General features: G+C 53.7%; 20 protein-coding genes, 1 pseudogene, 1 riboswitch and 1 other annotated feature. Of the genes and pseudogenes, 5 read left to right on the top strand and 16 right to left on the bottom strand.

Going from position 1 to position 24,984, the window contains the following annotated elements; genetic code table 11:
- Positions 1-34 precede the first annotated feature (34 nt).
- The 4 genes from GSF01_RS17105 to GSF01_RS17090 all read right to left on the bottom strand — a co-directional run bounded on the left by GSF01_RS17105 (position 35) and on the right by GSF01_RS17090 (position 2,986).
- Positions 35-769 carry a hypothetical protein gene (locus tag GSF01_RS17105; RefSeq protein WP_159886129.1) on the bottom strand — a complete coding sequence of 245 codons (735 nt, stop codon included), beginning with the start codon at positions 767-769 and terminating at the stop codon, positions 35-37.
- A 17-nt stretch (positions 770-786) separates the two neighbouring features.
- A complete protein-coding gene (locus GSF01_RS17100) occupies positions 787-1,968 on the bottom strand; it encodes an SPFH domain-containing protein (RefSeq protein ID WP_159886127.1) in 1,182 nt (393 codons plus the stop codon).
- A 204-nt stretch (positions 1,969-2,172) separates the two neighbouring features.
- Positions 2,173-2,481 (bottom strand): ABC transporter substrate-binding protein, encoded by a 309-nt coding sequence (locus tag GSF01_RS17095; RefSeq protein WP_159886125.1) that lies wholly within the window; start codon positions 2,479-2,481, stop codon positions 2,173-2,175.
- 55 nt (positions 2,482-2,536) lie between these two features.
- Positions 2,537-2,986, bottom strand: coding sequence for an SRPBCC family protein (locus GSF01_RS17090; RefSeq protein WP_159886123.1), 450 nt, complete (start codon positions 2,984-2,986; stop codon positions 2,537-2,539).
- 119 nt (positions 2,987-3,105) lie between these two features.
- Here GSF01_RS17090 and GSF01_RS17085 point away from each other — a divergent pair, with 119 nt between their 5' ends.
- The gene (locus GSF01_RS17085) at positions 3,106-3,912 is read left to right on the top strand and encodes a helix-turn-helix domain-containing protein (protein WP_159886121.1); all 807 of its coding nucleotides are present in this window, start codon (positions 3,106-3,108) and stop codon (positions 3,910-3,912) included.
- A gap of 85 nt (positions 3,913-3,997) precedes the next feature.
- On the opposite strand, the gene ileS is transcribed toward GSF01_RS17085, so the two are convergent.
- Entirely contained in the window at positions 3,998-7,078 is a 3,081-nt protein-coding gene (ileS, locus tag GSF01_RS17080) for an isoleucine--tRNA ligase (RefSeq protein WP_159886119.1), read from the bottom strand.
- 58 nt (positions 7,079-7,136) lie between these two features.
- Positions 7,137-7,396, bottom strand: a binding site (T-box leader).
- 65 nt (positions 7,397-7,461) lie between these two features.
- Positions 7,462-7,944: a hypothetical protein gene (locus GSF01_RS17075; RefSeq protein ID WP_159886117.1), complete on the bottom strand. Its 483-nt coding sequence runs from the start codon at positions 7,942-7,944 to the stop codon at positions 7,462-7,464.
- Positions 7,945-8,084: 140 nt separating this feature from the next.
- Between GSF01_RS17075 and GSF01_RS30200 the strand changes: the two genes are divergently transcribed.
- Both GSF01_RS30200 and GSF01_RS17065 read left to right on the top strand, forming a co-directional pair.
- Entirely contained in the window at positions 8,085-9,353 is a 1,269-nt protein-coding gene (locus tag GSF01_RS30200) for an NUDIX hydrolase N-terminal domain-containing protein (protein ID WP_328803692.1), read from the top strand.
- Between the two features lie 56 nt (positions 9,354-9,409).
- Positions 9,410-10,426, top strand: coding sequence for a DUF1835 domain-containing protein (locus tag GSF01_RS17065; RefSeq protein ID WP_159886113.1), 1,017 nt, complete (start codon positions 9,410-9,412; stop codon positions 10,424-10,426).
- Positions 10,427-10,697: 271 nt separating this feature from the next.
- On the opposite strand, the gene thrC is transcribed toward GSF01_RS17065, so the two are convergent.
- From thrC to GSF01_RS17035, 6 genes are all read right to left on the bottom strand, one after another.
- Entirely contained in the window at positions 10,698-12,086 is a 1,389-nt protein-coding gene (gene thrC / locus GSF01_RS17060; RefSeq protein WP_159886111.1) for a threonine synthase, read from the bottom strand.
- 58 nt (positions 12,087-12,144) lie between these two features.
- On the bottom strand, positions 12,145-12,681 hold the full coding sequence (locus tag GSF01_RS17055; protein WP_159886109.1) for an HPP family protein: 537 nt from the start codon (positions 12,679-12,681) through the stop codon (positions 12,145-12,147).
- Positions 12,682-12,913: 232 nt separating this feature from the next.
- On the bottom strand, positions 12,914-14,131 hold the full coding sequence (locus GSF01_RS17050; protein ID WP_159886107.1) for a hypothetical protein: 1,218 nt from the start codon (positions 14,129-14,131) through the stop codon (positions 12,914-12,916).
- 166 nt (positions 14,132-14,297) lie between these two features.
- Positions 14,298-14,528, bottom strand: coding sequence for a cold-shock protein (locus GSF01_RS17045; RefSeq protein WP_159886105.1), 231 nt, complete (start codon positions 14,526-14,528; stop codon positions 14,298-14,300).
- A 360-nt stretch (positions 14,529-14,888) separates the two neighbouring features.
- Positions 14,889-15,266, bottom strand: a complete 378-nt coding sequence (locus GSF01_RS17040; RefSeq protein WP_159886103.1) for a GNAT family N-acetyltransferase — start codon at positions 15,264-15,266, stop codon at positions 14,889-14,891.
- 113 nt (positions 15,267-15,379) lie between these two features.
- Positions 15,380-16,324: a DMT family transporter gene (locus GSF01_RS17035; RefSeq protein ID WP_159886247.1), complete on the bottom strand. Its 945-nt coding sequence runs from the start codon at positions 16,322-16,324 to the stop codon at positions 15,380-15,382.
- 156 nt (positions 16,325-16,480) lie between these two features.
- Positions 16,481-16,625, bottom strand: a riboswitch (FMN riboswitch).
- A gap of 316 nt (positions 16,626-16,941) precedes the next feature.
- Here GSF01_RS17035 and GSF01_RS17030 point away from each other — a divergent pair.
- Complete coding sequence (locus GSF01_RS17030; protein ID WP_159886101.1) at positions 16,942-17,508, top strand: DoxX family membrane protein; 567 nt, start codon at positions 16,942-16,944, stop codon at positions 17,506-17,508.
- Between the two features lie 101 nt (positions 17,509-17,609).
- Here GSF01_RS17030 and GSF01_RS17025 read toward each other — a convergent pair whose 3' ends face one another.
- The 4 genes and pseudogenes from GSF01_RS17025 to GSF01_RS17010 all read right to left on the bottom strand — a co-directional run.
- A complete protein-coding gene (locus GSF01_RS17025; protein WP_159886099.1) occupies positions 17,610-18,488 on the bottom strand; it encodes a radical SAM/SPASM domain-containing protein in 879 nt (292 codons plus the stop codon).
- A gap of 111 nt (positions 18,489-18,599) precedes the next feature.
- Entirely contained in the window at positions 18,600-19,694 is a 1,095-nt protein-coding gene (locus GSF01_RS17020; RefSeq protein WP_235941562.1) for a mechanosensitive ion channel family protein, read from the bottom strand.
- A 191-nt stretch (positions 19,695-19,885) separates the two neighbouring features.
- Positions 19,886-23,053 carry a beta-galactosidase gene (locus GSF01_RS17015; protein WP_159886097.1) on the bottom strand — a complete coding sequence of 1,056 codons (3,168 nt, stop codon included), beginning with the start codon at positions 23,051-23,053 and terminating at the stop codon, positions 19,886-19,888.
- A gap of 273 nt (positions 23,054-23,326) precedes the next feature.
- Positions 23,327-24,242 (bottom strand): annotated as a pseudogene (locus tag GSF01_RS17010) (transposase); the annotation flags it as partial.
- 148 nt (positions 24,243-24,390) lie between these two features.
- Between GSF01_RS17010 and GSF01_RS17005 the strand changes: the two are divergent.
- A complete protein-coding gene (locus GSF01_RS17005; protein ID WP_159886095.1) occupies positions 24,391-24,837 on the top strand; it encodes an RrF2 family transcriptional regulator in 447 nt (148 codons plus the stop codon).
- Positions 24,838-24,984: the final 147 nt, after the last annotated feature.

Raw genomic sequence — 24,984 nt, 5'->3', positions numbered from 1 at the left:
CAGATGGAATGGGCGTTTTTCGGGCAGGACCGCTTTACTTAAGAGCGAGCAGCTCACTGTTCCTTTTTGCCAGATCGGCCGCGATGTCGTTAATCAGCTGAAGGGAAAGGCCGAGCGCATCTTCCGAAACCGTATCTCTGCCCAGCTGCCTCACGCAGCGCTCCAGCTCGTTAATCTGCCAAAGCAGGCTTTCCTCAAGCACGGTCATCGAAGGATGAGAGATCGGATCGCTATAACGAACACGTTCCGCCAACTCTTGTGCCTTCTTCCTCAGCGACGCCTCCTCGGGCCGCCCCCGTCCCTCCAGCAGCTGCTCGATGACGAGCATGCCCCGGAGCATCTGCTTCATCAGCGCGGTCTGAACCGCCTGGTTCTCCTCCTCGCTCTTGACCTGATGCGTGTAGTAAGTAGCCAACAGCAGTCCGATCACCCATAGGCATAAGGTTACAAAATGAAGGAGGGCATAGTTAAAAAAGGACATACCGAGCAGCAGCCAGCCTATAAAGACGTATCCGATAACGGCCGCTCCATACAATACCGTGCAAGTCAGGTGCGACCAGAGGACCGGATGGCCCTTTCTGCTTCGGGTCATCCCAAGCACGGCATAGAATGCGGCCGCCTCGGCCAGCACGATCGCCGTAAGCGATACCCACCAGTGACCTGTAGGCTGTGTCCACGGCCGATAGCTCAGAAAGATGCCGAGCGTCATGATCAGAAGCACTGCGAACAAGCCGGAAGCCAGCTTCACGTAAAAACGATGGTTGCTCATTAACTATTCGCTCCCTCTCACGTCAGCTTGTTGCCGCATTCCAGACAAAACTTTTGTCCCGGCTGTACGGTGTGCTGGCACTGCTTGCAGGTCAGAATCAGGCTTGTTCCGCATTCGTGGCAGAACTTCCCCTTCTCCGTGACGACTCCGCATTGTGGACAAGCCAGGCCGAGCGGCGCGCGGCATGATCTGCACTCGGTCGCATCCTTCGGATTATCCGCCTGGCAGGACGGACAAGGACGGTAGGCATCCCCGCAGCTCGGACAAAATTTCGAGCCGACCGGCATCGGCTGCTTGCACTCATCGCAGGTAACCGACGGAGAGGCTCCGGGCCGGCCAGCCATCTGGGAGATCGTTTGGCCTACCTTTGCGCCAAGCCCTTGCCCCAAGCCCAAGTCGAAGCCCGCATCCCGGAAGGTGGGCGGATGACCCTCGTTCTTAGCCGCATTCTCCAGCGTATTGAACGTTCTCTCCTGCTGATAGGTATACCCGATAATGTCCATCTCCGCCTTCTTGGCAAGCGCCTCCCGCAACCGGTTAATGGCCGGATCGTCAGGAAAGTTAATCGAGTCGATCGTAAAATTAAACAGACGCAAGCCGTACTCTTCAAACACGGGGGCAACGCGCTCCTCCATATGCCTAGAGATCTCCGATGCGTAGGCATGGAGCTCAAGTACGCTTATTTTCTTATGAATGAGATAGGAAGAGATAATCTCCTTCATGTTCATCAGCAGAATGCCTCGGAAATAAGTGCTAAGCGCAGCCTGATCCAACGAAGGGAGCGTACCTACCAATTTCAGCAAAAGCTTGCGGGAGTCTTCAATCTGCACGCCGAACTGCCCAAATGCACGCACCGAGACAATGACATGGTAACGAGGCTCCTGCAGTTGAATGGGATTCGCCGTTCCCCACTTCATATCCATGCGGCGAACCTTGTTGACGAACCATACCTCTGCCGTAAATGGTGACTTGCCCCCATAGGGAAGGTTCATCATAGCCGACAGTACCGGTATATTCTGTGTCGAAAGAGTGTGCCGGCCGGGCCCAAACAGGTCAAGCGCCTGGCCTCCCTTAAACAGCAGCGCTTCCTGGGATTCATGGACGATCAGCTCGCTCCAGGTGGCAAGCTCGTCGCTCGGATACTTCCAGACCAGCCTGTCCGGCGGGCCGTCAAACTTCAATACCTTGATGATTGCCATGCTAAGTCCCTTCCTCTTCTGTCGAAATTTCCCTGACTATCTGATGGTCTAACTATACTACGAAAGTCCGATTTTGGGGACTTATTTTTACCGGAAAATGACAACAATTGGGAGCGCGAACACTAAATCTCATTCCCAAGTAATACCCGACAAAAAGACACCCTCGCATGTGTTTCTAACACGCAAGAGTGTCTACGGCTTTGCCTATTTATCCGCTGCCCCGACGGTCTTGACCAGAATATCCAGCTGTTTCTCCAGATTCAACCCATCCGTCATCCAGAATTCCTTGTAATTCAGCACATAAACATGCTTCTTGGCAACAGCGGGGAGGTTTTTCCAGACTGGCCCCTCCATCACTTCCTTCGCCCGCTCGCTGCCTCCGGCAGGCTCGTACACCGTAATAAACAAGTGATCGGCCGCATACTCCGGCAGTACCTCCAAGGAAATATCCTTGGCCTGACCAGTCGCGATGATGTCGGCCTTGATCTTAGCCTGAGGCTGCAGCCCGAACATCTTCAGCAGGTTGTACGCTTAATTTTTACTTCCCTAATGTCCTAGTCCTACCAGCTTACCAGCCGAAATCCAACGTTTTGCCCGTCTCCGCCAACGTCTTAATATTGCTCAGAAGCATCCACCAGGTATCTGCCGCCTTCTGAACGGACGGATGTCCGGGAGAAAATTCATCATTGACGAGCGTGAGCTTGGTGCATGTCCCTACCGGCTCCAGGGTGAACGTCATCCGGGATTCCAGTTCCGCATGATTCGGCGCATAGGAAGGGCCCGGGTGCTCGGTACAGCTCATCTTCCGGCAAGGCTCGAATTCCAGCCATTTTCCATACACATGGACCGTTTCATCCCCTTCGCTTCCAGGGCCCACATAGGCGTAGTCCGCACCCGGTTCGAAAGTAGACCGAAGCACGCAGCCATAAAAAATCTGGCGCGTGCCCTCGGGGGTCACCAGGATGTTCCATATTGCTTCGGGGGTAGCATTGATGTAAAACTCGTAGTTCAGCTTCAAAAGGGTTCACTCCTATCATCCGTTGAGATACTATAAGGGTAAGACATCCAGCGGGACAAGTCTTGTAAAAACGCGACAGCAGCGTCCCTCTAAACTGTATCAGCCGGGAGTGAAGCGACTTGACTATCCAAATCCCAAAGCCCCATATGGGCCTATTGCATGTACAGGAAAGCGCCAAAAGGTTCCATCTCACTCGACATGCTCCCTCCCGCGAGCTTGCCTCATTCGTAAAGCATTATTGGATCGTCAAATGGAACTTGACCGGACAGGAGGCTTATTCCCAGCTCGTCGTACCGAATCCCTGCGTGAACCTGGTCGTGGAGCCCGGCAAAACAGCCTTTTACGCGCCTGGCAAGACGACTTATGCTTACCTTCTACATGGCCAGGGCTGCGTATTCGGGGTTAAATTCAAACCCGGGGGCTTCTATCCGTTCATCAAGCAGCCGATTTCGGAGCTGACCGGAAGGCCCCTTGGGGTGAACCAGGTGCTGGATGCTTCAGGAAGCGAGCTGGAGAAAGCTATCCTGAAACAAGAGGACGAGGCCCGCATGGCCGAGCAGATGGAGCGTTACCTGCTGCCCAAGCTGCCGGACAGAGACGCACAGACCCTATTCGTGCAGCAGGTCGTGGACCTTATCGCCAAGGATCGCGAGATCACCAAGGTAGATACCCTCTGCGAGCACTTCCAGGTGCATAAGCGAACCTTGCAGCGCCTCTTCGATCAATATGTGGGCGTCAGTCCCAAGTGGGTGATCCGGCTGTCGAGAATTCAGAATGCGGCTGAGGCGATGGATTCGGGACAGCATCATCACGATCTGCTCCAGTTATCGATGGATCTGGGGTATCACGATCAGGCGCATTTCATCAAGGACTTCAAGTCCATGGTCGGTAAGACGCCTGACGAATACGCCAAGGGCAGCAGATAAACGCCGCCGCGGCTTCCTTTCACCGCGGCTCTGCATGTGAACGGGTCCAAGCCCTGCGTTCACACGATTTCTGCTTACCCCTATGCTATTCGATCAGCAGCCGAATCTGGCGTTCTCCCAGCGGGAACGAGGCCATCCCTTCCTCCTGCCCGTACCGGACATTTTCCAGCAGCACATGCTCCTGCAGGACGCCGTCAAAGCGGACCAGCGCCTCCCGGAGTCCGGCATCGACATCCAGTACCAGACGGATGCGCTTCTCGATCGGGAGTTCCAGCTGCTTGCGGTAGTCCTGCACGATGCGGATAACCTCCCGCACCCAGCCCTCCTGCTCCAGCTCCGGCGTAATCGCCGTATTCAGGGTAACGGTGATCCCGCCGCCCGAGGCCGAAGCAAAGCCGGCCTTCGCCTGCTTCTCGACGAGCAGCTCCTCCAGCGGAAGCACCAGGGTCTGCCCTTCCGCTTCAAGCTTGAGCTCGCCGCGCTCGACCGCTTGCCTCGCTTCATCGGGAGAGAGCTCGCGCAGGAAGCTTTGCACCGGTGCGACAAGCTTACCGTACTTCTTGCCGGCGGCTTTCAGGTTCAGCTTGAGGCTGAACTCCACAAAGCTGCTGCTGCTGCGCTCTGCTCGCAGCATCTTCACATTGATTTCCTCGCGGATGATGTCCGCGAACCGGTTCAGATCGAAGTCCTCATCGAACGAAACGATGAGCTCGGACAGCGGCTGGCGGGTCTTTACGCCGGATTCGGACCGGATCGTGCGGGCCAGCTCGACAATCTGCCGCGCCGTGCCCATGTCCGCCTCCAGCCGCTCATCGACTGCCGTTTCCTGCACGTCCGGATAGTCCGTCAGATGCACGCTGCCCGCTCCGCCAAGATTCTCCCACAAGTCCTCGGCGATGAATGGCATATATGGAGCGACGATCCTCGCCACGGTCAGCAGGACGCCGCGCAGCGTCTGGTAGGCCGCCACTTTATCGGCTGTCAGCCCGCTGCCCCAGAACCGGTCGCGGGACCGGCGGATATACCAGTTGCTCAGATCATCGACCAGCCGCTCCAGCTGCTTGGCAGGACCTAGGAAATCATTGGCCTCCAGTCCTTGTCGGACGACCCTCAATGTATTGTTCAGCCTCGATACGATCCAGCGGTCCAGCTCGTTTTGCGAAGCCTTCTCGGGATGCTCGGCGGGGCTATAGCCATCGATCGCCGCGTACAGCGCATAGAAGGCATGCGTGTTATTCAGGGTGTCGACGACCTTGGACTTTGCTTCCGCCACCATCGTCTTGGCGAACCGCTTGCTGTTCCAGGGCGGGCTTCCGGAAAGCAGCGCCCAGCGGAAGGCATCGCTGCCGAATTCCTCGATGATCTCCCAGGGGTCGATCACATTGCCCTTGCTCTTGGACATCTTCTGTCCGGCCTCATCAAGAATATGCCCAGTCGAGATGACGGCCTTAAACGGCACCTGACCGTTGTACAGCGTCGAAACGGCGAGCAAACTGAAAAACCAGCCCCGCGTCTGATCGATGCCTTCGCAAATCATATCGGCCGGATATTGCTCCCGGAACAGCTGCTTATCCCCGAATGGATAATGATACTGTGCGAATGGCATAGAGCCGCTGTCGAACCAGACGTCGATCACCTCCGGCGTCCGCTCCATCGTCCCGCCGCAGGAGCAGCGCAGCTGAATCTCATCCACGTAAGGCTTATGCAGCTCCAGATCGTCGCCGATCGGCTGCAGCGCCCGTTCCTTCAGCTCCCGATAGCTGCCGGGCGCATACTCGCTTCCGCAGTCCTGACACAGCCACACATTCAGCGGGGTCCCCCAGTATCGGTTCCGGCTGATATTCCAGTCAACCAGCTCCTCCAGGAACTTCCCGAAGCGTCCTTCCTGCAGGTATGCGGGGTACCAGTCGATCTTGCGGTTATTCTCGATCAGTTGGTCCTTCACGGCCGTCGTCCGGATAAACCAGCTCTCCGTCGCATAATAGAGCAGCGGGGATTTGCACCGCCAGCAGAACGGGTAGCTGTGCTCGTAGCGCTCCTTGGCATAAAGCAGCCCCCGGGCGGATAGCTCCTTCACGATATCCACGTCGCAATCCTTCACGAATCGGCCGGCAAAATCGGTAACCTCGTCGGTATAGCGCCCGGCCGTGTTCACGACATTCAAAAAGTCGATCCCATGGCTGCGCACCGTCCGGTAGTCATCCTCCCCATGCGCCGGTGCAAGATGGACGATCCCCGTGCCGCTCGTATCGCTCACGTAGTCTGCGTCCACGACGACATGCCCCAGCTTCACGCTCACATAGCCGAACGGCGGCTCGTAAGGAACACCGACAAATTCCGCTCCCTTATGCGTGGACAGGATCGTGTAGTCCTGCTTCATCACCTGCTCTACCAGGTTACGCGCTACAATATATACCTCGCCCTGCTGCTCGACCTTGGCATACTCCAGATCGCGGTGGACAGCAAGCGCCACATTGGCCGGAAGCGTCCAGGGCGTAGTCGTCCAAGCGAGAAACACTTCGCGGCCGGCCTTGCTCCTGAACTTGACCGTGGCGCTCAAGTCCTTCACATCCTCGTAGCCCTGCGCCACCTCATGCGAGCTGAGCGTCGTCTGGCAGTCCGGACAGTAAGGGCTGACGCGATGGCCCTTGTACAGCAGTCCTTTCCCGTGTATCGTCGACAGAATATGCCAGACGCTCTCGATATAGTCGTTGGTCAAGGTGACATACGGATGCTCCATATCGGTCCAGTAGCCGATCGCTTCCGTCAATTCGCGCCACTGCCTCTCATATTCGAATACGCTGCCGCGGCATGCGTTCACGAATTCCGCTACGCCGTACTTCTCAATGTCCTGCTTGCCGGAAATCCCGAGCTGCTTCTCGACCCCGAGCTCGACCGGAAGCCCGTGCGTATCCCAGCCCGCCTTGCGAACGACCCGGTAGCCGGACATCGTCTTGTATCGGCCGATAAAGTCCTTGATGACACGTCCCAGCACATGCCCGATGTGAGGCTTGCCATTGGCCGTTGGAGGCCCCTCGTAGAATACGAAATTTGGCTTGTTCGCCCGGTTATCGATCGATTGACGGAATGTATTCTGCTCCCTCCACTGCCCCAATACGCGCAGCTCGCGGACCCTTGCTTTCTCCTTCACATCCACTTTTCTCATCAGGGATCACCCTTCCTTTTCCATTCATTCGCTATGAAAAACAAAAAAATCCCGCCCCATAAGGGACGAGATTGACTCTCGCGCTACCACCCTTGTTCCCCAGCCGACACCACCTGCGTGACTGCTGCGACACTCGTACTGCGTACCATCATACGCGTCCCTTGTAACGGCGGGATCCCGGGTCAGCTTACTTGGATTGCTTCAGCCTTCCTTCTCGGAGAGGATGTTCGGCTAAGTCTTGAACGTTGGCTTTCAGCACGTGGCCAACTCTCTGGGGGACAAGGGGTTTAGCGTACTCGTTCTCGTCATCGAATGTGTTCAGATGATTTAGATAAGTTAGTTTTACACCGATTGAGCAGGAAAGTCAACCTTCGCGTGAAATGTCAGGCTGCTGGTAGCTTGAGTTCTTTGCGCAATTGTCCAACTGTCTTTTCTTTTTTCAAATAAGCTTCTTTTTCTTTTTCAAGTCTAGCTATTTTTTGTTGGATTTTTTCTGCTTGTTTCAAAAACTCCGGATTTTGCTCTCTTTCTGCTCGCTCTTTCAGCTCCACAATTCCTGCTTTTGACCCGAGGATGTAAGAGTCCAGCTGATTTTCGAAATGAGCCTCGTCATCCGGATCTAATTCTCTTCTCTGCTTTTCTTTTTCGATATCAAGTTGCTTGATCTTTTTTCCTTCAGCAACGACAGCATCCTGTTCTTCTTTAGTCTGATTCGGCATCTCGTTAAACTTTTTTATGCTAGCTGACAATTGGGATTCAAGTTGCGCTAACTTTCCTGTCGGATCTATTTTTGCAAACGCTGCTGAAGTACCCAAAATGCTGACGACGCATATGGCAGCTGCTAATAGCGTTAATTTTTTATTCAAAATTCTTCCTCCAAACTTTACATGACTTTAATTTGAACACTCTTTCCACTTAAACCAATTCACAAGCCCTTCATCCATACTATGGAAATTATGTGATATAATCAATGCCAATAAATTGTTATCCGTTAGGAGCTGGATATGTGGCTATAAAGGCTGTTTTATTTGATTTTGATGGAACACTGGCCGATACTTTATCTCTTTCCTTCTATGCCTTTAAATCTGTTTTTAAGAAGTACGACAACAGGGAACTATCAACAGACGAATTGGTCTCTATGTTCGGACCGACAGAAGATGAAATCATAACACAAAACTTAGTCAATAAAGAGAGAATAGATCAAGCGATTAAGGACTACTATCAGCTTTATAAAGAAGGTCATACGAACCAAATACAACAGTCTGCGGACATTTTAATGATGCTAAAGTACATTAAGTCACACAACCTGAAAATCGGAGTCATTACAGGAAAAAGTAGAACAGCCTTTCAAATCTCATCGGAATCGTTGAATTTGTCCCATTTCTTTGATGTTGTTATTTCAGGTGATGATGTTCAAAAGCCAAAACCCCGTCCGGAAGGTATTAGGACAGCTTTGAAAATTCTTGGTTTGGACAGCGATGAAGCTGTTTTTATTGGAGATAGCAATGCTGATATTATGGCGGGAAAATCTGCTGGTTTACGTACTTTTGCCGTGCAATGGTTATCTATTTTTCAAAGTGTATCTTTTGAAGTGCAGCCTGATTTGGTTTTCACAAAAGTGGACCAGTTTCTTCATTTATTAGAAAACGAACTGGAAGCGAAGCATCGATGGTTAGATTGGGCAAAGCAAATTCAGTCCATTGCGCAGATTGGATTAACCTATACCAAAGATGTGTATGATCTTGAACGGTATGAGCATTTAAGACAAATTAGTATGGATATTCTCGAAAATTATACGTTTGTTGGGAAAGAGAAGATTAGCTTAAGCTTTGCAAATGAAACAGGATACGCTACCCCTAAGGTCGATGTACGCGGCGTCGTATTTCAAGATAGTAAAATTCTTTTGATAAAAGAAAAGATTGATGGTGCATGGGCGCTGCCTGGCGGGTGGGCAGATATAGGATATTCTCCATCAGAAACAGCGGTGAAAGAAATTAAGGAGGAGTCTGGATTTGATGTAGTCGCTGAACGATTACTGGCTGTCTTAGATAAAAAGTTCCATGACCACCCACCAGAGCCCTATCATGTTTATAAATTTTTTATTCTTTGTAAAATCGTTGGGGGACAAGCGCTATGTGGTCTTGAAACGAGTGAGGTGCGATTTTTCGAAGAGAACTCATTACCTGAGTTATCAGCTGAACGTAATACGGAGAAACAAGTTAAATTGATGTTTGAATATCTAAGAAATCCTAATAAAAATGTCATCATAGACTAAATGATGTTGCGGCTAAGGCTCCCTAATCCATAAGCAGTCCAAAGGAGGAATGACAAATGCTCCATATTGTCAATGGAGATTCGGTGGCGGAGAAGCTGCGGCAAGGCATTGTACAAGGCGATATACTCGTATGGAGAGAGGTATATCCCCACGGACCCGTTGCTGCGGATCCTGCTGCTAGGGACCACCGTACCGTACGGGCCAGTTATTTAGAGCAAACGCTGGGCATTCCCCCGCAGGAGTATATGCAGATCAGCGAAGCTCAGGAGAAGGTCTTGGCGGACTTCCATCACCATGAGGAGATCGTATGCTGGTTCGAGCATGATTTATTCGATCAGACGATGCTATGCTACCTGCTTCACTGGTTCTCCGGCCAGTCCTTGAAGCACACGAAGCTGAGTCTGCTGAGCATAGGGGAGTTTCCCGGCATCGAGCTTTTTCGGGGACTCGGACAGCTGTCTCTGGAGCAAATGAAAACCTTATCCGGCGCATGGGTCCCCATCGGTGCGCAAGAGCTGGAATCGGGCAGCGCATGGTGGCAAGCCTATACCTCGGCGGATCCCTCATCGCTGCAGCCAAGTCCAAGCACAGATACGTCTTCCCTGCCGTTTGCTCGGGCTGCCTTCCAATCTCATCTGTCGCGGTTCCCCTCAACGCATAATGGCCTAGGCATCGTAGAGCAGACCACGCTGGAGATGCTTCACGCCGGTATCCGCTCCTCGCATGACTTGTTCGATCAAGTGGGAGGCAAGCTTCATCTGCTTGGCATGGGGGACCTGCAGTACGGGTATGTGCTGAAGAAAATGTCGCAAGCTCCCTATCCTCTGCTGCAGCTCAAAGTCCCGCAGGACTTTCCTTCCTATAAGGAATCTCCGTTACCCCTGCGCGGCAATGAGATTGAGATAACCGACCTTGGCAGAAGGGTTTTGGAGGGGGAGATGGATTGGATCGACCTGCAGGGGATCGACGAATGGTATGGCGGGGTTCATCTGCAGGGAGTCCGCCCCCGCTGGCGCTGGGATGCCTCATCCCAGTGCATAGTGGAAGTGGATCGACATACGCCTGCCTCCTAAACTCGACAAAAAAGTTCCATGTGGAACAATTTCCGCTAGGCTCCAACGTTTCCTCACTTATTCTGGCAACTTCTGTCGAACCTGCTGCTGGGGAAGTGAGCCGAAGAGCGCCCTTGCGACGGCACACCTTGCCCCCGAACCCGCCTAAGCAAAGCCGCGCCGATGCTTCCTTCAGGACCCGGCCCCCTCTGCCCGCTATCGCACCATGCAAAATAAGCCATCCCGCCGGATGGCTTATTCAGGCTGCCGCTTGGGCCGCATCTCGCTTTAATTAAAAGAAGGCTTCCAGCTGCGCCTTAATCTCTTCATTGGTCCCGCCGACTACCGTTTGGATCTGCGGCTTGTCGAACAGCGCCTGGATAGGCTCCGGATAAGTCTGCGCGATCTGCCGCAGCCGAATCGCCTCATCGAACTTGGCTGGGTGGGCGGTGGACAGCACCACCGCAGCTTCTCCTTCTTCCGCCAGCTGGTCCGCAGCTGCCGCGCCGCAGGCCGTGTGAGGGTCCAGCAGGTAGTTATGCCGCTCGTAGTAACCGCTGATGGCGTTCAGGCATTCCTCGTTCTCTACGCTGTACGCCGCGAAATCGGCTTGCACTTGCTTCAGGACGTCTCCCTCGATGACAAGCTGCCCCTCGGCTTTGAACTGGGCCATAAGCGAAGTAACCTTCTCCGCGTTCTCTCCGTGCAAATAATACAAGTACCGCTCGAAATTGCTCGCTACCTGAATGTCCATCGAAGGGCTGTATGTCCCCCGGAATTCCCCCGGCTGATAGACGCCCTCGTTCACGAAGCGGGCCAGGATGTTGTTCTCGTTGGTGGCCAGGATCAGTCTGTGGATGGGAAGCCCCATCTTCTGGGCGAGGTATCCGGCAAAAATATCGCCGAAGTTCCCGGTCGGTACGCTGAAGCTGGCCTTGTCCGTCTGCCCTTTGTCCGCCAGGCGGAAGTAGGCATAGAAATAATAAACCGTCTGCGCGAGAATCCGCGCTATATTAATGGAGTTGATCGCACGCAGATGATACTGGTGCTTAAATCCGACATCGGCGAACAGCTCCTTAATGATGCGCTGGCAATCATCGAAGGTGCCTTCCACCGCCAGATTCAAGACGTTGGCGTCATCGACCGTCGTCATCTGAAGCTCCTGCACCTTGCTTACCTTCTGATGAGGATGCAGGATACAAATACGGATTCCTTCCTTGCCGCGCACACCCTCGATCGCCGAGGCTCCCGTGTCGCCCGACGTTGCTCCAAGGATATGAATGATGGAGTTCGTCTTGCGGGACACATACGAATACAGATTGCCCAGGAACTGCAGCGCCACGTCCTTGAAGGCAAAGGTCGGACCATGGAACAGCTCCAGCACATACCGGCCGTCTCCCAGCTCGCGTACGGGCGTCACTTCCTCATGCCGGAACGTCGAGTAGCTGTCATCGACCAGCTTCTTCAGGTCTTCGCGTGGAATCTCCTCGTTCACATACAAGGAGAAGACCTCCAGGGCAAGCTCAGGGTACGAAAGCTTCTGCCATTGCTTCAAAACAGCCTCCGGTACTTGCGGAATATGCTCAGGAACCAGCAGGCCGCCATCGTCGGCCAGTCCCATCAGAATCGCGTCGACAAATCCTATAGGGGAAACTTGTCCCCGTGTACTGATATATTTCATAAGCGCTCCCCTCATGCTCTTGAATTAGTTTCTATTGTAGCTTATCCGGGCGCTTGTGTTAATCCATGCTTTGCTTTTTGGCGGAAACAAACGGCAGCATGACCGGAGTAAGCAAGCGTTCCACGACATGGACGATATACAGAGTGGCCAGCAATCCCAGAATTGAACCGGCTACTGAGACAGGGACCACCCACCAGACAGGCGATTGTGCGAAGAATGGGATGAAGGACACCGCCAGGATCGGAGGCGCATTCCAATGGAATCTCTTAATCAGCCAGATCGTGATCAGCGTATTGATGAATAAAGAAACCACACCCGGATGGATATAAAACGATATAGCTCCGATCAGGGAGGAAATAATGGCCCCCAATGCCACTCTGCCTACTTCCTTCGGATGCAAAGGGCGGGAAATAAAGAGGAGGCTGAACGCCCCGAGCGTAGGAAAGAATAGCAGATGCAAGCTTGGTACATGCAAGGATAGCCAATAGACCAGCATGATATACAAGCCTATCGCTACGGTCTTCGTATTCATCAACAAGAAGCCTTCTTTCAGCATGGGGCCGATTGCCCCGGTATGTATGTACAACTCTTTCATTTTATCCCCCTGGCTCCATACCGTCAATACTTGGACAAAGCGCCCCGCACTCCGCTGAAGCACGTCCGCAAGCAGCCCGCGGGCAGCCTTCTACAACTTCCCATCCATCAAATAATGGATAACTTTCGTTGCCCGGCAATCCCTAAAGCGGCACTCCACGCTAAGATGACCGGGACTCCTTGATGTACAAGGGGTCCCGGCTCTGAACAGTCATCTTCTTGTTTGGTTCAAGCTAAGGACGCACCCATTTGGGACCCTGCCACGTATGGATATAGTACCATGTCTCTCCATTCGGAGAAACCCATATACGAGAGGCAGTCACCGATTGCGGGCCCAGCATCATCTCATACGTGCCGTCGAAGTATGGTCTGCTCAGTACGATGGACGATTCGGTCAGAGCAACCTCTATGAGCTCTTGCTTCACGCCTAGCTTCGCATCATCTTCCCACTCACCCGTCATTCGAAGAGCCGCTTCCATCGATGGATTTACCCACTTGCCCGCACCATCTATCGACACGAAATACCAGCTTCCCTGCTTGCCAAGAACCTGCAGCGTTTGCGGGGGTTGCTCTTCATCCGCCCTGTAGTCCGTAAAAGGAACTTGGTAAAAATGAAAAGGCGTCGTCATGACGATACTTTGCTTCACCGGTTCTACCTGTTCAATTCCGAGTCCATAAGCTTGATGCTGATGAACCCACCGGAGACCCTTCGGTGTCTCCACCTGATACCAGATGCTGGGAGGGGCCATCCTAGCCTGCTGAGTGTACTTGACCTTCGGCTTGACGACCTGAGGCTCCGGTCTAGGTTCGTCTCTCAGCGGTTTATCATACGGGTACGCATATACCTCCATGGAGCCGTCCAGCACAATCATGCCCTCAACTGGAGTACCGATATATTTCTCAACAAAATGATAGGGGCAAATCCACTGCTCTCCAAGCCAGGAGGTGTTGATGAGATACCATTTTTCGTTACCGAAACAGGCGTTGTACGGGTCACATACCGGAATCGAGGCAATCGCTTGAACTTGCTGTGGAGCCAAAGTGTAAGAGGTGGGGAGAGCGCCTGGGCTTTGATATAGTTCGGTTTGTTCCTGAAGCAGGGTGAGTGGTTGTTCCAGAACCGTCAGCTTACCGAACTTATAGGAGCCCTCCTTTAAGTTGATCCAAGCTGGCCCGAGCCAGGTTTCTACGGCAATTTTTTGCCTGCTGGAGATACCGAGCCATGTCCTTTGCTCCTCGTTTAAAGCAAGTCGCACCGATTGCATAGAACTGATAGCGCCGATCGCTTCGGTCGGTTTGGTGTCGGCACTGGGATATAGAGTAAAATCACTGAGCAGGGTAACGAACGGCTGATTGACCTCTTCGCTTAATGTGGGCGCGGGCTCCGCCTGCACCGCCAACGATGGCAGCAGAAGCACCGCGGACAGCAGGGTAAGTAATCTTTTGTACACTATATCACACTCCTTACTCCTTAAACGTATAACCCGCTGGTAATGTTACTTGTATCACTTCCGGTACTCTTTCCTGTATCAACTCCCGATATTAACGTTCAAGCCGAGCGGCAAAATAATGTCTATGGATTGATCTACCGATCCCTTATCAAACATAAGCAAGTAGTTAAGAAATTTGCACGCCTTTTTTGAGTGACTTGAGATTACGATTGGTGTTCACGATAATGGGCAGCATTTTCATTTGGCCTACCAGCAAATCTCCGCAAAGCACACATGTCGGCGCTACGGCAAAAGCGAAGTTATCCCGCATCCACCCCTTGCAGCCCTCACGGCTGCAGGCCCAGATTGCCGTCGTTTCTTCCGGAATATCCTCAAGCGATCGCTTTCTAAAATTCATGATCCATTCCCCCTTAGGTTTATCGTCTCTAAATAAATGAAAGCTGCCCCAAACATTGGTTCAGGGCAGCTTGCCTTCGTAGACTCGCAGCTGGCTTGGGCCTGGATCGCATTCAACTATGCGCCTCCTAAAACCAAGCTCCCGGCCGGAGCTCCGGCGAAAAAAAATCACATACCGTGCAAGGTTCCATCCAACAAATGATAACCTCGTACAAGTATGTGAATTAGGTGTTCTATAATGGTTAGACTCACTGTAACATAACCTACCGGATAACGCAAGGCAAGGCAGACAGGCTACCCGCCGCCGGGACCGGGCCCCGGACCGCTTGCATCGGAAGGCCGATAGACGGCCTCCCCCCGGCTACTGGCCGGAGGAGGTGGCGCTTCCGGAGCTGTACGGATCGGAGTACTCCGCTCCCGACCTCTCCTTCTCCCAGACGTCGGCATACTCCGGATGCTCCTGGAATACCGAGAGGGCGTACGAGCAGGAAGGGATGATCTTCCTTCCCTTCTCCCTTGCCTCATCGACGACCAGATCCAGCAGCTGCCTGCCCAGGCCGCGCCCCTGATAAGCGGGATCGACTTGCGTATGGTCGATAACCCAGGTGTCTGCATCGACAAGCCGGTAAGTCACTTCCCCGACCTTGCCGTTTATTCCTTGCAAAACATAGCTGTTGCCCTGCTTATCGGCCGTAAGCCGCTCATTGGACTTGGCCGCTGTGGCTCTTATATCGTTCATTTACTCCCGACACCTCCTGGTATAAAGGTGGCCTGCTTCGCTTCCTAAGAGAGCAGCTGCCTTCCTCCTCATTACCCGATGCCCTAGACGATGAAGCGAAGGGCCTTTGCGGCTTACTGGGCGGCCGCAGTCTTCGCCTGACCGGGACGGCTCATAAGGAGCAGCGTGGACCAGATCAGCAGGAAGCCCGCCAGCTGCCCGAGCGTCAACGCCTGATCGAAGGCAAGCCAGTTGATCAGTACGCCGACGGCGGGGAATGATAACTCCGCCAGCGTCGCATATACCGCCTTGGTGGAGGATAAGCCTTTATAGTACAGAAGCATGCTGAGCAGCCCGGGAAAGAAGGCCTGGAAGAGCAGGTTGACCGCCATAAGCGTCAAGGCTGCCCCGCTTCCTTGAACCTGCCACGTATCTCCTCCGGCGAAAAGCACCACGGCGAGCAGCGGGATAGCGAACAGGAAGCGAAGCGAAGTGACCAGATGAAAGCTCAGATCCTTCTGAAGCAAATATTTGCCCATCACCGTTGAGCCGCCCCACAATAAAGCTGCCAATATCGAGAACAAGCAGCTTTGCGTCGCCAGATCATGAAGGCCGAGCGACGGAGCGGAGAAGCCGAAGGTCAGCAGGTACGTCCCCATAAGTGCCAGCACGATATAAGTGAAGAAGCGGGAGGGCAGAGCCTCCTTCAGCAGCGCGCGCGCCAGGATAATGGCGAAGAGCGGCTGCAGCTTCTGCAGCAGCAGCACCGCATTGGCATTGCCATGGGCAAAGGCCGAGGTGAAGAGCATCGTAGCGACCGCAGAGCCTCCCCACGAGATGAACAGCAGTGCCCCGATCACGCCGAGGGTCAGCTTGCCGAGCAGCGTGCGCCGGTACATCAGAAATACAGGCAGCGCATAGCAGGCCAGCAGCAGATGCTCGATAAACACGATTTGGGCCGATGTGAAGCTTTTCAGCAGCAAAATGCGGAAAAGCGGATCAAGCCCCCACAGCGTCGCGCCGAGGGCGACATACCAGATGCCGTGAATCTCGCGGCTCATGGTCGACTTAAGCTTCATCGTTTTGGTGCGAAGATCGAATACGTTCTCCAATTCAAAAACCTCCTGAGGAATGTTTTGAATTGAACCTCCTGAAAGAGACAATGCCCCCGCTGATCGCTCAGGCGGGGGCATCGTCAAACAAACCTGTCAAAAAGGACTTTTTAACAGCTGTTCTTTTACCTTCTCTCATCCGGACTATACCGTCGGCCTTGGAGTTCCACCAAGTCAGTCCCAGCCGAAAGGCCGGGAGTCGCGGGCTGCGATACACGTACGTATCTTCACCGCCGGTAGGGAATTGCACCCTGCCCCGAAGGTTCATATTCTTGTAAGTGAATTTTATCACGACCACGTATAAAGTGACAATATACATTTTCAGAAAGTTTCTGAAAATTTTCTGAAAACCCCTGCCTATTCAGCTTCCTGCCCCTTTTTCCGATACTATGAAATAAGCAGTCGTTCGGTCTGCGGCGGGAGCGGCGAATTGGGGGTAATGATACGTACATGACAAGTCGAAGCAAGTTCTCGGCCCCTGTGATAAGTATCACAACAACAATTAGATTCTCAGGTTACAATGACCTTAATAAAATGAAAACAGCAAGGAACGCTTATCACATTCCTTCAGGGAGGTTACTCGCATGGCAAAAAATGAAATCATTATCCCGGAAAACCCCGTATCGAATTTTCTGTTCAGCAGCACGAAAGCAGGACTTATCTGGCTCGTGATCCGGCTCTATGTCGGCTACGCCTGGCTTACCGCAGGCTGGAAGAAGGTCACAAGCCCGGCCTGGACGGGGGATCAAGCAGGCTCTGCCCTGCAAGGCTTCGTGAAAGGCGCCTTGGCCAAGGCCGAGGCCGGCAAGGATGTCACCGGCTGGTACGCCGGCTTCCTGGAGAACTTCGTGCTTCCGAATGCGAAGGTGTTCGGATACCTCGTCGCTTTCGGCGAAGTACTGGTAGGTCTGGGCTTGATCCTCGGACTCCTGACCGGCATAGCTGCCTTCTTCGGGGGCGTCATGAACGTCAGCTTCCTGTTCGCGGGAACCTTAAGCACCAACCCGATTCTGTTCATTCTGGCGACGTGGCTGGTGCTGGCATGGAAAAATGCGGGCTGGTACGGACTGGACCGCTGGGCGCTGCCGATCCTTGGAACGCCATGGGGCCGCAAGTCTGCGGCAGGAAAGGCTAATACGACGCAGTTTTAAGACGCCTGGCTTTGTTCCAACCAGAGCCAGAGCCAAAGTAAACAAAGAAGCAGATGCCCCTAAGGCGTCTGCTTCTTTGTTCTCTAACACGCTGCACGGCTTTAAGTACCGAACCTTCTTCGATAACCGCACTTCCGGCACAGCTCTTCGACAACCTCCCGACGGGAGAAGCCGTCATACATACGCGTGGCCCGCTCGCCTTCGATGATTTCCGAGAACGGCTGCTCATGAATATTGCCCAGGTTGATCACGCCTTCCCCATCCAGACAGCAGGGGATGACGGTGCCGTCCACCAGAATGCCCGCCTGATTGCGCAGGCCGTGGCAGAAGCCTTTGCCCTCATCCTCTTCTTCCTTCAAATCCGGCCATTTGAATTCATGATCCTGATTTAGGTAAATCTGCTTGGTTAGCTTGATCCCCCCGCCGCGCTTGAACTTTTCCTCAATCTTAAAGTCCAGCTCGAAGTCACGCTCGATCATCTCCAGAATCTCACGGTTGCGCTGGCGCTCCTCATTGAGCACGTTATCCTCGGTCAGATTCCACAGACGGAAGGAGATCAGCATATTGGAGGTAGCCACCGCTTCCTTGGCAAACGACAGCACCATGGAGACGTACCCCTCCTTATCGACAGAGCCTTCGTGTCCGTCGAAGCTGTGAAGAGAGAAGTTCATCTGCCTCAGTGCGGGCTTGCCGAGCAGCTTATGCTTAACCTTGTTCAGCAAGGTGCCGTTGCTCGTGATGTTGACCTTGAACCCGCGTTCGTGGGCCAGGTCCAGCAATTGGTCGATTTTGGGATGAAGCAGCGGCTCGCCTTTGACATGAAGATAGATCGAATCCGTATGAGGCTTGATCTCATCCAATATTTTCGTGAACGCGTCGATCTTGATAAAGTTCGCCTGCCGCTTGGTCTGGGGGCAGAACGAACAGGCCAGATTGCAGACGCTTGTAATTTCGATATAAAATTTCTTGAATGTTTTCATAGATAGCAGACTCCGTCCCGCATGGTGTTGGTCATCCATACGCTTAATGGTAGCATAGAACGGGGGTCGAAGCTATTATGCAGCGTGCCGGCCCTCCCCTATAGCGGAACGCTAAGCATGAAGCCGCTGCCCGCTATAAGCCGCCTCCTCCAGGAATACGCGCTGGGATGGATAAGCCAATCTGACGCCCTCTTCCTCCAAGATTTTCATGATCGCGAGATTCATCTCCTGGCGCACGGTCAAGTATTCCGCCCAGACGGTCGTTTTGGTGAAATAGTAAAAGAAAATACCCAGGCTGCTTTCATTGAATTCGGTAAACTTGACCATAATGGTCTTCGGGTCGACATCCTCGCTCTGCCTGAGCAGGTTCTCCATCCGTGCTATGGCGATCGCCAGCCGATCCCGGTCGGTATCCAGCGAGACGCCCAGCGTAAAGGATATGCGCCGCTTTCCCATCCGGCTCCAGTTCGTGATAGGCTGCGCGGCCAGCGTCGCATTCGGTACGGTAACGACCGAGTCGGCAAAGGTTCGGATCTGCGTGCTGCGAAAGGTAATATCCTCGACAAATCCTTCTACGCTGGGCGTCAAAATCCAGTCGTTCTTGGCGAAGGGCTTCTCCAGAATAATGACAATGCCCCCGAATATATTGCCCAGCGTGTCCTTGGCGGCCAGGGCGATAGCCAGACTGCCGAGTCCCATCCCGGCCACCAGGCCGTTGATGCTAAAGCCCCACTCCGAGGCGATGAGCGTAACGCTGATCAGGACAATCACAAACCTCAGCACCCTCGATAAAAACGGGATCAGCATACTGGAGTCATCCAGACCGACCCTTTTGCTGACGCCCTCAAGCAGCACAAGAGACGAGACGGCCGAAATATTGAAGATTCCCCAGCCGACCAGGCCAATCCCCGCGCTGCGAAACAGCTTGTCCATACTTGGCCGATATTCCGCTTGCAGAGGAACAAGATTGGACACCGCAAGGTAAGCACCTACGACCACGAAGAGCAGGCGGATCGGCTTCTCCAGCCCCTCCATCCACACTCCCTTCTCTCCCTCGCCCTGAAGCTTCTTCACCAGGAAGGAAAACAAGTACTTCGTAAACAGCTTCCGGAACACGAGAAAAAGAAGCATAATTCCTGCGGAGATTGCGATATCGGTCCATCTGATCCGCTCCGCCAGCTGCATCGTCCACTCCATGACAGACATAACCTGTACCTCCGCTTCGGAAAATAGAGGTCTATTATATCATGAAATGACCGTTGGAGGCTTTATGAACAGCGACGTCAACTATGCCCGCCTCGGCTACAATCCAAGCTCTGCCAAGCAGCCATAGCTTGACGAACGGCGGGAAGCCTCAGGTACGCGGCATCGGCCGGTATCCTGAGGCGTTAAGTCGTCTACGCTTGAACCGTGATCTCCACTTCATCCGGTCGGTAGACTGCGAGCAGATTCCCCTTCGCATCCGCTGCAAACATCACCGTACGCTCGCTCTCCAGCCGGAACGTGTACGATACGCCGGTCTTCGGATCGCGGATAGACAATTCCGCCGGGCAGCCGTACTCCGATACGAAGATGAACAAGCTGCCTTGAGCGAAGGTCAGCTTCCTGCCGTAGACGCCAGGCAATTCTCCGCCGTTCAGCCACTCCAGCTCGCGGCTTACTCCCGCCGTCTGCAAGGCGTACTCATAAACCGCTCGGAGGGTATCCGTTCTGTGGTTCAGCTCTACCGGCAGCGGGCACCAGAGCAGGCGCCCTTGTCCGATGGCGGCTTCCCGAAGCTCGCTGGGTCCGGTCCCGGATGGTTCATTCCCGGCCCCTCTGGTCAGCTGCTTGGCCGAATCGGCAATCCTTGGTCCGCCGAAGGACACCGGCCACAGCTTCTCTCCCACGGCCAGGAGTTCCTCGCGCAGCAGATTCGTAACCGGCCCCGCCTGCAGCTCCCCTTCCAGCCGCCCGACCGGACGCCAATATTCATCCAGCCCGATCGGGCCTGTGAAGAGAAGCGTACCTCCGTGGGCCTCGATATGGGCCAGCAGCTTCAGCAGCGCCGCCTCGCTAAAGCTGTGCGCGCTGGGCACGAGGATCAGGCGCGGCTTGTCGGCTGCCAGCGAGTCCAGATGATACTCCCCCAGTCCGCGGGGATGCACGTTCATCTCATGGGCCAGCGTCCGTATGGCCCGGGTGGTTGCCTCGCCTGCAAGCGGGCGGCTGGAGAAATCATTGGAGTACGGGTAGACGACTGCCGTCTCCTCCAGCTCTCGGCCTACGAACAGCTCCCGGATGCTTGCCATGAACGAACCGAAGTCGTACGACACCTCAGCCTCCGGCTTCTCCGTCCCGTCCGCCCGCAGCGCCCCGATATTGGACTCATTGACGTTGTTCATATAGAAATTCGTATTCCATATCCACTGGATCGCTCCCGCGCCTCCGGTCGAGAACGCATACGCATACTTGCGCTCCAGCATATTGCGCAGCTCAAGCTCGCTTCGCTTCGCCTTTCCGTCCGCCGTTTCCACATACATCATGCCCGTTTCCTGGACGACATTGGGTTTATGCGGGTCCTTCGCGAAGACGCTATCCCATACGAGGTCGTCCATCTTCCACCAGGAATGCACAGTCGTATAGTCCACCGCCTCGGCGTAGAAGAACGGGGAAGGCCGCTGCGCGCCGAGTCCTTCATCCTGACCGACCGTCACGAGCTGAGCGGGCTGGATGTCGCGGATCGTATCGATCAGCTGCGAAGCCCAGCGATTATGCATGGCCATGGAGAACAGCGTATAGTCAAGCCAGGGACCGCTTTTCTTGGCCTGTGATTCCGTCGTCATGAAGCCGATGTCATCCGGTTCGGGCAGCTTGGCCGCCTCGAAGCCCGGCAGCTCGTCCGGGGTCATATTCCAGCGTTCTTGAAGCGTGCGGATGGAGCCATGGCGCTCCCTCAGGAAAGCGATAAAGGCTTGATGCTCAAAGCGGTCATGGCTGGAACGCGGCCCCTGCCCGAAGACACGCTTCGGATCGAACATCGAAGGCTCGTTGATCAAGTCCCAATGTACATGCTTCGTCTCCGCATGACGGGATACGATCGCCGCGATAAAGCGCTTCTGCGCTTCTATGCTTCTAGGGTCCAGGTACGGGTTGGCGCCCTCCCACGTCTCCGGCGCGAAGGAGAAGAAATTGAAGGTGACCTCAAGCTCGTAGCGCTTGGCCGTCAGCAGGAAGGCATCGATCGCCCGCAGCACCTCTTCGTACGCATGGCCGTCCACAAACATCACATGCCGCCAGGCTGTCCAGATCCCGGTACGGATCAGATTGATACCGGCCCGCTTCATCTGCGCCATATCCCGGTCCCAGACCGCGGTGTTCGGCATAAATAAATATTTGCGGGCCACATCGCTCGTCATATAAGTCATGCCCACGATCGGGAGAGGCTTGCCGTCCTTCCAGAAATAATCCCGATCGCATGAGATCATCTCGCCCTGCTGCAGCAGCTCGCGGTCCATTCCCCAGAAGCCCTGGCGAAGCACCCGGGTCTCGCCCCCCGAAGAAACGGCTTCACACTCGGCGACGTAAAATCCGGCTTCCAGCGCAGTCGGTACCTGTACCTTCGCAAACTGCAGCTCCTGGCCGACGTTCATGGCGAGCTCAGAGTCGAAGACCGGGATGAAAGCGCCTCCCTCATAAGCAAACGTGGGATCCGGTTTGACGCAGGCTGACGATGCAGCCTTCCGTACGCGAATGCGGAAGCTCCATTCCGCCTTCTCCTGGCGCTGAGGCCCCAGCCGCTGTGCTTGAATCGAAAGAGTCGCTTTATCCCCGGGGTCATACGAAGCGTAATTCGGCTTGAACCACAGCTCGGTGACGCCACGGCTCGTGTAGTCCGCCCACTCTCCTAACGCATCCACGCCGCCGCGCTGCCAGAACTGGCTCCCGACCTGCTGATTAATAAAGATCCAGCGTCCCCCGGCAAAGTCCCCCTTCGTATTCTCCAGCAGAACGGCAGGCGCAGCTATCTCGCGCTGCAGCGGCTCCCGGCCGAGCCCCTTCAGCAGCGGATAGAAGTGCGCATCCATCGGACCGCCGGAGCCGAGCTGGCCCGGCTGATCGTCGTGGCGGGTGACATGCAGCACGAGGCCGTAGGTCAGCTCTACGGAGAATAGATCCTCCCGGCCGCGGAATAAAGGAATGTCCGGATTACAGACCAAAGACTGGATAGGCGACGGCTCAATCGGCAAAGCCTCATGAATCTGCAGCTGCTGGTGGTAGGCTGTCTGCTGGGGCTCGCTTATCCAGCTCCCGCCTTCCGCATACACGGGAATCCGGAAAGGGGCTCCGCCCACCGCAAGCAGACCCTTGCCGCGGCGCAGATGGGCCAGCACAGCCGGCCAAGCCTCCTTCGGAAAATAGGGACCGTGCAAATGTACGAGCGTGTCCGCAGCTTCCAGCGCTTCGATCAGTCCCCCGGCATCCGACACGGCATAGCGCGCACGCAAGCTTTCCAGCGCGCCCGCAGACGGCCGCTCACCTGCATAAGGGAACCCGGGATCATAAAAAACAAGCGTTCGACTCATCCTTAACCAGCCTCCATGTGGCCTTCGTCATCGAATCATAAACTTGGTTGCACGAAGAAAAAGGGCCATTAATATTGTTAGCATAAAATTATCATCTAAACACGATAAAATCAATAACAAGTTATGAGATATTTTATTGGAGGTTGATTGCAACCGCTCCTCCTCTTGCATTATGGGGGTACCGCCAGCAAAACGCGGATTTACAACGCTAAGGAGTTTTGGCCAAAGAAATAGCCGGTTTTCACCACGTTAAGGGTGTAACCCGCTATTTTGCTATTCTTGGTTCAACGGCCGCAAGGTTTCTAAAGTGGTAACACCTTTTGGATCAAAACGATATTCGCCAAGGAAGTTGATATGCTCCCATCCCAATGGAGACATACTTTAATAAGTCCTCTCGTAATGCCCCTTTACTACGGAGTAGATCCGTAGCTTTGCTGAGATAAACCGTATTCCAAACACTGATCGCATTAATTAGGATGTTCAACGCACTAGCACGCTGTAACTGATCCTGCAAAGCGCGTTCTCTCAGTTCTCCATGTTTCCCGAAGAAGATGGCGCGTGCTAGAGCGTTCATTGCTTCTCCTTTGTTTAAGCCTCGTTGAATACGGCGGCGCATCGATTCGCTTGAGATATAGTCCAGGATAAAGATTGTCTTTTCAATCCGTCCCATCTCTCGAAGGGCTTTGGCAGCCTTATTTGGGCGGGCATAGGAGCCGAGCTTACCCATAATGAGCGCACCGGATACTTTACCCTCCCGGATGGAATGCGCCAGGCGTAAAACATCATCGTAATTTTCACGTATGACCTTCATATCTATTTGACCGCGGAGAAGATTCTCAAGTTTTGGGAAGTCACTGGGTTTTCCGATTGTATAAAGTTTTGCATCAGACAAATCACGGAGACGAGGGGCGAATCGGAAGCCAAGCAAATGAGTTAAGCCAAAGACCCGGTCCGTATAACCTGTGGTATCTGTATAATGCTCCTCAATTGATAAATCCGACTCATGATGCAGGAGTCCGTCGATGACATGCACCGCGTCCCGGGCGTTCGTGTTGATAACTTTCGTATAGAATGTTGAAAACTGATCGCTGACAAATCGATAAATTGTAGCGCCTCTGCCTGATCCGTAATGCGGATTATGATCTGCACTAAGAGAGGAAACACCGACTTGTACACGCATACCATCAGCCGGACATGATTATGCGAAAATTGGAGAAATTTTCACGATTGAGCGACCTGTCTAAAATAGGTTAAAAGCTCATCTATTGCGGCGTACAAGGGAATTCGGTACAATTTACTCATACTAGCCAGGAGTAAGCTGAAGGGGGGAGTAAAGAATGAAGCATGAATATTGTACGCCGACTCAGCATCCAAAATGGTTCGGACTGGCTGTTCAAGCGCTGGCTATATTGTCGCAGGAGAACGTAGGAACTTGTCCGAGCATTGAACTTGCTAAATATCTTCAGTCAGAGCCTTCTCTGCTGCGCCGTATACTCTCCGTTCTCGCCAAGGAAGGGTTAATCGGGACCCGGGAAGGCCGTGACGGCGGGTACTGTCTCAGAAAACCGGCAGAGTCCATTCGACTGATTGATGTGTATGATGTATTTCGTGCAGACAGCAGCATCTCCTGCGGTATTATCGAGACAGCAGGCACACACCCGCTTGGTAAAAGCATGAAATCTGCATTTAAGGATATTACGCAAGAAATGGAAGACAGCATGCGCGGAGTATTAAGCAAATATACGATTGCAGATATCGCCAAACAACTGGAAGCAAAGATTTAGATAAACCTGGAAAAAAGAACAGTTGACAGCGGCTTGTGTAGATTTTATACTGTGTAATATATGAAACAGTTTAAGGCAAGCCGCAAACGGTGTTATTTTTTTGAGGTATACTGTGTAGAAAATAACACAGTTATACCAGTATTAATC

The sequence above is a fragment of the Paenibacillus puerhi genome (assembly GCF_009846885.1).
GTDB lineage: Bacteria > Bacillota > Bacilli > Paenibacillales > NBRC-103111 > Paenibacillus_G > Paenibacillus_G puerhi.
The sequence above is the reverse complement of the archived record's forward strand: the minus strand, read 5'-3'. Positions and strand labels throughout refer to the sequence as shown.

Excerpts from the sequence above, each read along its gene's own strand:
- GSF01_RS17045 (WP_159886105.1), bottom strand. The coding sequence starts at position 14,528 with ATGAATTTTAGAAAGCGATCGCTTGAGGATATTCCGGAAGAAACGACG.
- GSF01_RS17100 (WP_159886127.1), bottom strand. The coding sequence starts at position 1,968 with ATGGCAATCATCAAGGTATTGAAGTTTGACGGCCCGCCGGACAGGCTG.
- GSF01_RS17105 (WP_159886129.1), bottom strand. The coding sequence starts at position 769 with ATGAGCAACCATCGTTTTTACGTGAAGCTGGCTTCCGGCTTGTTCGCA.
- GSF01_RS17020 (WP_235941562.1), bottom strand. The coding sequence starts at position 19,694 with ATGTCTGTCATGGAGTGGACGATGCAGCTGGCGGAGCGGATCAGATGG.
- GSF01_RS17035 (WP_159886247.1), bottom strand. The coding sequence starts at position 16,324 with ATGAAGCTTAAGTCGACCATGAGCCGCGAGATTCACGGCATCTGGTAT.
- thrC (WP_159886111.1), bottom strand. The coding sequence starts at position 12,086 with ATGAAATATATCAGTACACGGGGACAAGTTTCCCCTATAGGATTTGTC.
- GSF01_RS17055 (WP_159886109.1), bottom strand. The coding sequence starts at position 12,681 with ATGAAAGAGTTGTACATACATACCGGGGCAATCGGCCCCATGCTGAAA.
- GSF01_RS17040 (WP_159886103.1), bottom strand. The coding sequence starts at position 15,266 with ATGAACGATATAAGAGCCACAGCGGCCAAGTCCAATGAGCGGCTTACG.
- ileS (WP_159886119.1), bottom strand. The coding sequence starts at position 7,078 with ATGAGAAAAGTGGATGTGAAGGAGAAAGCAAGGGTCCGCGAGCTGCGC.
- GSF01_RS17015 (WP_159886097.1), bottom strand. The coding sequence starts at position 23,053 with ATGAGTCGAACGCTTGTTTTTTATGATCCCGGGTTCCCTTATGCAGGT.
- GSF01_RS17005 (WP_159886095.1), top strand. The coding sequence starts at position 24,391 with ATGAAGCATGAATATTGTACGCCGACTCAGCATCCAAAATGGTTCGGA.
- GSF01_RS17025 (WP_159886099.1), bottom strand. The coding sequence starts at position 18,488 with ATGAAAACATTCAAGAAATTTTATATCGAAATTACAAGCGTCTGCAAT.
- GSF01_RS17095 (WP_159886125.1), bottom strand. The coding sequence starts at position 2,481 with ATGTTCGGGCTGCAGCCTCAGGCTAAGATCAAGGCCGACATCATCGCG.
- GSF01_RS17030 (WP_159886101.1), top strand. The coding sequence starts at position 16,942 with ATGGCAAAAAATGAAATCATTATCCCGGAAAACCCCGTATCGAATTTT.
- GSF01_RS17065 (WP_159886113.1), top strand. The coding sequence starts at position 9,410 with ATGCTCCATATTGTCAATGGAGATTCGGTGGCGGAGAAGCTGCGGCAA.